Annotated in this window: 5 protein-coding genes; 1 reads left to right on the top strand and 4 read right to left on the bottom strand. The window is 71.4% G+C overall.

Annotated features, from left to right (window positions below):
- Nucleotides 1-119: 119 nt before the first annotated feature.
- Both VFO68_RS25560 and VFO68_RS25565 read right to left on the bottom strand, forming a co-directional pair.
- On the bottom strand, nucleotides 120-1,001 hold the full coding sequence (locus VFO68_RS25560; protein ID WP_325160928.1) for a sugar ABC transporter permease: 882 nt from the start codon (nucleotides 999-1,001) through the stop codon (nucleotides 120-122).
- A complete protein-coding gene (locus VFO68_RS25565) occupies nucleotides 998-2,290 on the bottom strand; it encodes a sugar ABC transporter substrate-binding protein (protein ID WP_325160929.1) in 1,293 nt (430 codons plus the stop codon). Before VFO68_RS25565 ends, VFO68_RS25560 begins: the two co-directional genes overlap by 4 nt.
- A gap of 107 nt (nucleotides 2,291-2,397) precedes the next feature.
- Between VFO68_RS25565 and VFO68_RS25570 the strand changes: the two genes are divergently transcribed.
- Complete coding sequence (locus VFO68_RS25570) at nucleotides 2,398-4,374, top strand: beta-galactosidase (protein ID WP_325160930.1); 1,977 nt, start codon at nucleotides 2,398-2,400, stop codon at nucleotides 4,372-4,374.
- Nucleotides 4,375-4,378: 4 nt separating this feature from the next.
- On the opposite strand, the gene VFO68_RS25575 is transcribed toward VFO68_RS25570, so the two are convergent.
- Both VFO68_RS25575 and VFO68_RS25580 read right to left on the bottom strand, forming a co-directional pair.
- Complete coding sequence (locus tag VFO68_RS25575; RefSeq protein WP_325160931.1) at nucleotides 4,379-4,861, bottom strand: hypothetical protein; 483 nt, start codon at nucleotides 4,859-4,861, stop codon at nucleotides 4,379-4,381.
- 119 nt (nucleotides 4,862-4,980) lie between these two features.
- Nucleotides 4,981-6,291, bottom strand: a complete 1,311-nt coding sequence (locus tag VFO68_RS25580; protein ID WP_325160932.1) for a M28 family peptidase — start codon at nucleotides 6,289-6,291, stop codon at nucleotides 4,981-4,983.
- Nucleotides 6,292-6,402 lie beyond the last annotated feature (111 nt).

Below are 6,402 nucleotides of genomic sequence, written 5' to 3' on the forward strand. Positions count from 1 at the left end.
CGGCAGCAGGCAGTACGCCGCGCCGAGCAGCAGCACGACCGCGGGCACCGGGGCGGAGCGCGCCAGCCGGCCGGGCGGGCGAACCGGCGCCGCGCGCACGGATCTGGTCAGCGTGGCCGTCACGCCCGCTCCCCCGCGAACGCGCGGCCCGCGACCAGGCGCAGAAACAGCAGCGAACAGACCAGCGTGACCGCCGCGATGACCACCGACGACGCCGCCGCCGAGTAGATGTCGCCGCGCACGAACGCGTCGTTGTAGATCTTCATCAGCGGCGTCCAGGTCGACGGCAGCGCGTTGCTCAGCGGCGCGAGCGTGGTCGGCTCGGTGTAGACCTGGAGCGTGGCGATCACCGTGAACACGGTCGCCATGATCAGTGCGGGCAGCACCAGCGGAATCTTGATCCGCAGCGCGAGTTGCCGCTCGGTGCAGCCGTCCAGCCGGGCCGACTCGTAGACCTCGGCCGGGATGGCCCGCAGCGCGGTGAGGATCACGACCATGTTGAAGCCGACCCCGCCCCACAGGCCGATGTTGAGCACCGCGAACAGCAGCAGCCCGGGACCGAGCAGGCCGTCCGGCACCGGCAGCGGGGTCAGTGCCGGCAGGTACAGAAAACCCCACAGCACGCTGGCGACCACGCCCGGCACCGCGTAGGGCAGGAAGATCGACAGCCGGCTGAACCGGCCGAAGGCGACCCGTGGCCGGTCGAGCAGCAGGGCGAACAGCAGCGCGAGGCCGAGCATGCTGGGCACCAGGATCGCGCCGTAGCCGAGCACCCGCAGCGCTCCGCGCCAGAACTCCGGGTGGGACAGCGCTTCCCGGTAGGTGGCCAGGCCCGCGAACACCTCGGTGCGGGCCCCCCGGCCGAGACCGAGGCCGCTGATCTTCGTCCGGTGCAGGCTCAGGTAGAGGGTGTATCCGATCGGCAGCAGCACGAACAGGGTGAACAGCACCACCGCCGGAGCCAGGAACGCGTACGGAACGGCGCGCCGGTAGCTCCTCACCCCGACACCTTGAACCCGTTCTTGCGCATGTCGTCCACAGTGGACCGGTGCATGGTCTCGACCGCGCCGGCGAACGGCGTCCGGTCGGTGATCGCCTTGCCGAAGGCGTCCTTGTACGTCTGGTAGGTGACGTTGACGTTGGGTCCCCAGGTCCATCCGACCGCGCCTTCGGCGATCTGCTTGGCCTGGACGTAGAAGTCGGTCTGGTCGGGCATGAACGCGGGCGGTTTGGCCAGTGCCGGACCGGACTGCGCGTCGCGCGCCGCCGGGTAGAGCGCGCCCGCGGTGACCAGGGCCTCGGTGGCCACCGGATCGGTGTTCAGCCAGACCGCGAACCGCGCGGCGGCCTCGGTGTTGTGCGAGTTGGCCGAGACCGCCGTGGACGAGCCGCCCCAGTTGCCGGTCTTGTTCTCCCCCGCCGACCACTGCGGCATCGGCACCATCGCCCACTTTCCCTTGGTGGGCGCGGCAACGCTTTCCAGCACGCCCGGCGCCCACACCGCGCTCGGCCAGGCCAGCAGCGTGCCGTCGCCGAGCGCCTTGTTCCACTCCGGGGTGTACATGGGCTGGTCGTCGATGACGCCCTCGGCGACCAGGCCGCCCCAGAAGTCGGCCGCCCGGCGGGTCGCCGCGTCGTCGATGTCCACGGTCCAGGTGTCCCCGCCGACGCTCCACCACTTTCCGCCGGCCTGCTGGGCGAGACCGGCGAACCAGCCGGGATCGGCGCTGGAGAACGTGGTCAGGAAGTTGGCGGTGGTCTTCGCCCGCAACGCCCGGGCGGTGGCGGCGAACTCGTCCCAGGTCTTCGGCACGGTCAACCCGAACTGCTGGAACAGGTCCGTGCGGTAATAGAGCATCATCGGCCCGCTGTCCTGCGGGATCGCGTACACCGCTTCGGTGCCCAGGGTCACCTGCGCCCACACGCCGTCGGCGAACTTGCTCTTGGTGTCGGCGATGTGCGGGGCGAGGTCGGCGACCACGTCGTTGCTGACGAACGTGGGCAGCGCCTGGTACTCGGCCTGGAACAGGTCCGGCGCGTTGCCGCCCTTGGCCGCGGTGAGCACCTTGGTGACCAGTTCGTCGCCCTGCGACTGCCGGCTGACCGTGACGTGCACGTCGGGGTGGGCCGCGTTCCACTTGTCGACGACCTGCTCGATGTTCGTGGCCCAGGTCCAGAACGACAGTTCGACCGGACCGCCGGAACCACCGGAGGAATCGTCGGAGGTGCACGCGACGAGCAGGCTCGCGGCCGCCGCCAGGACCACCATCGGACGAAGCGCGAATCGCATCACGTGACCTCGTTTCCGGAGGGACTGTGAGCGCTCCCAGTTTTGGGCCTTGCATGCGACGCTGTCAACCACGTCAACTTGACTGTGAGCGCTCACAGGAGTCATCGATGATCATTCCCAGGCTGGACCGGATCGCCTACGGCGGCGACTACAACCCCGAGCAGTGGCCGGAGGAGGTCTGGCGCACCGACGTCGCGCTGATGCGGGAAGCCGGCGTCAACCTGGTCACGGTGGGCGTGTTCAGCTGGGCGGAGCTGGAGGTCGCCGAGGGCGAGTTCCGCTTCGGCTGGCTCGACCGGGTGCTGGACCTGTTGCACGCCGGGGAGATCGCGGTCGACCTGGCCACCCCGACCGCCGCGCCGCCGGCCTGGCTCACCCGGCGCTACCCGGGCAGCAGGCTGGTGGACCGGGACGGCCGGGTCCTCGGTTTCGGCGGCCGCCAAGGGTTCTGTCCCAGCTCACCGGACTACCGGGCGCGGGCGGCGGAGCTGACCGAGCGGCTGGCCGCCCGCTACGCCGCCCATCCGGCGCTGGTGCTCTGGCACGCGCACAACGAGTACGGCGGCGCCAACCCGGCCTGCTACTGCGCGACCTCCGCGGCGGCGTTCCGGCGCTGGCTGGCCGACCGGTACGGCGGCCTCGACGCGCTCAACGCGGCCTGGGGCACCGCGTTCTGGAGCCAGCGCTACGGCGACTGGGCCGAGATCGAGCCGCCCCGGCGCGCCCCCACCGCCGGCAACCCCGCCCAGCAGCTGGACTTCCTGCGGTTCTGCGCGGCCGAGCACCTGGCCAACTTCCGGGCCGAGCGCGACATTCTGCGCCGGTGCGCGCCCGGTGTGCCGGTGACCACCAACTTCATGATCGCGGCCTGCAAGACGATGGACTACTGGCGTTGGGCGGCCGAGGTCGATCTGCTGGCCAACGACCACTACCTGCGGGCCGAGCGCGCCGACAACCACATCGAGCTGGCGATGGCGGCCGACCTGAGCCGTGGGGTGGCCGGCGGCGCGCCCTGGCTGCTCATGGAGCACTCGACCAGCGCAGTCAACTGGCAGCCGCGCAACATCGCCAAGCGCCCTGGCGAGCTACGCCGCAACAGCCTGGCGCACCTGGCCCGGGGCGCCGACGGGCTGATGTTCTTCCAGTGGCGGGCGGCCCGGTACGGGCAGGAGAAGTTCCACTCGGCGATGCTTCCGCACGGCGGCACCGAAACCGCGGTCTGGCGGGACGTGGTCGAGCTCGGCGGCATGCTGCGCACACTGGATCCGGTGCGCGGCGAACCGGTCCGCGCCGACGTGGGCATGGTGTGGGACTGGGAGTCCTGGTGGGCGGCGGAGCTGGACTGGCGCCCGTCGGTCGACCTGGACTACGTCGAGCGGGTGTCGGCGTTCTACGAGTGGCTGTGGCGGGCCCACCTGACGGTCGACTTCGTGCACCCCGCCGGCGATCTGTCCGCCCACCCGCTGCTGGTCGTGCCGAGCCTCTACCTGGTCAGCACCGAGGCGGCGGCGAACCTGGCCAGGTACGTCGAACAGGGCGGAACCGTTGTGGTGTCGTACTTCTCCGGCATCGTGGACGTCAACGACGCCGTCCACCCGGGCGGTTTCCCCGGCGCCCTGCGGGATCTGCTCGGGCTGGTGATCGAGGAGTTCCGCCCGCTGCGCGCCGGCCAGACGGTCCGGCTGGACAGCGGCGCGACCGGCGACGTGTGGGCCGAGCTGATCGAGCCGCGCGGCGCGACCACGGTGGCGAGCTACCTGGACGGGCCGGCGCCGGGCGGCCCGGCCGTCACCCGGCACCCGTTCGGCGCGGGCGTCGCCTGGTACGTCTCCACCCGGTTGCGGGGTGCGGACCTCGACGGGGTGCTGCGCGCCGCCTGCGCCGACGCCGGTGTCGCCAGCCGCGAGGACCTGCCGCCCGGCCTGGAAGTGGTGCGCCGCGGCCGGTTCCTGTTCGCGATCAACCACGACGGCCACGACGCCAAGCTGCCCGCGGCCGGTACCGAACTGCTCACCGGCGCCCGGTGCGACGGCGTGCTGCGGGTTCCGGGGGGTGAGGTGCGGGTGATCGACACGGGCCGATAGGACGTCAGCTCGCCTTGCGGTCCAGCCAGTCGGGGCGGGCCTCGTCCTCGCACCACTCCAGGGCGTTGGCCGTCCACTTCAGCGCCAGCACGATCACCTGCACGTTGGCCGTCGCGCCGCCGGCCAGGGCCAGCGCGACCTGGTCGTCGGCGTCCTGCGGGCAGCCGTTCACCGCCGCCAGCAGCGCCCGCACGGTGGCCCGCACCGGCGGGGCCAGCCGGTCGATGTCCACCGCCGACTCGTCGGCGCGGCGCAGGTCCGCGCCGAACGTGCCGCGCACACCCATGGTGTGCGCGCGGCGCATCAGCATCACCGCGAGCGCCTCGATCAGCGCGCCGAGGATGAGCCGCAGCCGCTGCTCCTGCCGCCGCCCGGCGAAGCTGAGCAGGGTCAGCGAGCCGGTGACCGCGTCCAGCTGGCCGGCCCGGGTCAGCGTCACCAATCGGCCGGCGGTGCGCCGGGCCTCCTGCCGCGGGTCTGCCGCCATGATCCACCGTCCCCGACTCGACGATCCGTCTGATCGCGGGAATACCCAGCTCAAGTGAAGCAAACCCCGCTCAACCGAGACCTAGATACGCGTCGAGCCGGGACGGTGGCCGGCGATGATCAGAACTGCAGCGCCCAGCTGTCGATCCTGCCCACGTCCTGCGCGGCGGCGTCCTGGACGCGCAGCCGCCAGGTGCCGTTGGCGGCCGAGCTGGCGGCGTTGATGGTGAACGTGCCGACCAGGTTGTCGGCGCTGCCGCCGGCCCGGTTGCTGATCACGTCCACGGATCCGTCCGGCGCGACCACACTGACCACCAGGTCACCGCGGAAGGTGTGCAGGATGTTCACCTCGACGCTCAGGGCCGCGGGCGCGTTGCCCGGCACGCCGGAGACCGTGATCGGGCTCTCCACCGTGCTCAGGTCCGGAATCGCGACGTCGGTGGTGTTCTGGAACCGCGGGCCGGTCGGCGGCGTGCCGGTTCCGGCCAGCGCCCAGATCGCGCTGGCGATCGCGTCGGCGCCACGGTCCAGCGAGGTGACGTTGATGTTGGCGGTGGTGTCGCACGAGCGGTGGTAGCAGCGGTCGAAGGCGACCCCGCTCGACCCGCCCCACTTCTGGGCCTGCGCGGCGGTCTTGATGACCTCGGCACCGGAGAAGATGCCGCCGGTGGGGATGCCGGCCCGGGCGAACGCCGCGTGGTCGGAGCGGCCGCCGACGTTGGTCAGCTCGGTGGGCACGCCGATCGAGGCGTAGTGCGCCTCCAGCGCCCGCTGCAGGTCGATCGAGCCGGTGGGCTGACCGCTGCTGCTGTAGACGAAGTAGCCGGGGTTCGGCGAGGCGATCATGTCGAAGTTCAGGTAGCCCTTGATCCGGGACCGCTCGGCGGCCGGCAGGTTGTTGACGTAGAACGTCGAGCCGACCAGGCCCAGCTCCTCCGCACCCCACCAGGCGAACCGCAAGTGGCGCTGGGGCTGGAAGTTCGTGCGGGACACGGTGAGCGCGACCTCGAGCAGACCCGACGAGCCCGAGCCGTTGTCGTTGATGCCCGGGCCCGCGGTCACGCTGTCGAGGTGGCCGCCGGACATGAGGATGTTGTTGGTGTCGCCGCCGGGCCAGTCGGCGATCAGGTTGAACCCGGTGGCGCCGTTGGAGGTGAAGGACTGCACCGAGGTGCTGAAACCGGCGTCGTTGAGCCGGTTCTGGATGTAGCTGACCGACGCGCTGTGCCCGGGCCGGCCGTGCGCCCGGTTGCCGCCGTTGTTGTTGGCGATCGTCTGGAGTTGGGAGAGGTGGGCCTGGACGTTGGCGACCGGGATGTCCGGTGCCGCGAGGGCGGCCGGCGGCGCTGCCGCGGCGACCGGCGCGCTGAACAACACGCCGGCGAGCAGGACGCCGACGCTCAGGGTCGGGATGGTGACTCTGTTACCCATGATGTGCTGCCTCCAGCAGGGTTTGGGGGACAACACGGCACAGCGTCGCCGAGTCCCGGTTCCCGCAGGTAGACCCGTTTGAGCGGTTTCCTTCCCAGTTAACACCGAGGG

This window comes from Actinophytocola sp. (genome assembly GCF_035712165.1).
Lineage (GTDB): Bacteria > Actinomycetota > Actinomycetes > Mycobacteriales > Pseudonocardiaceae > DASYTH01.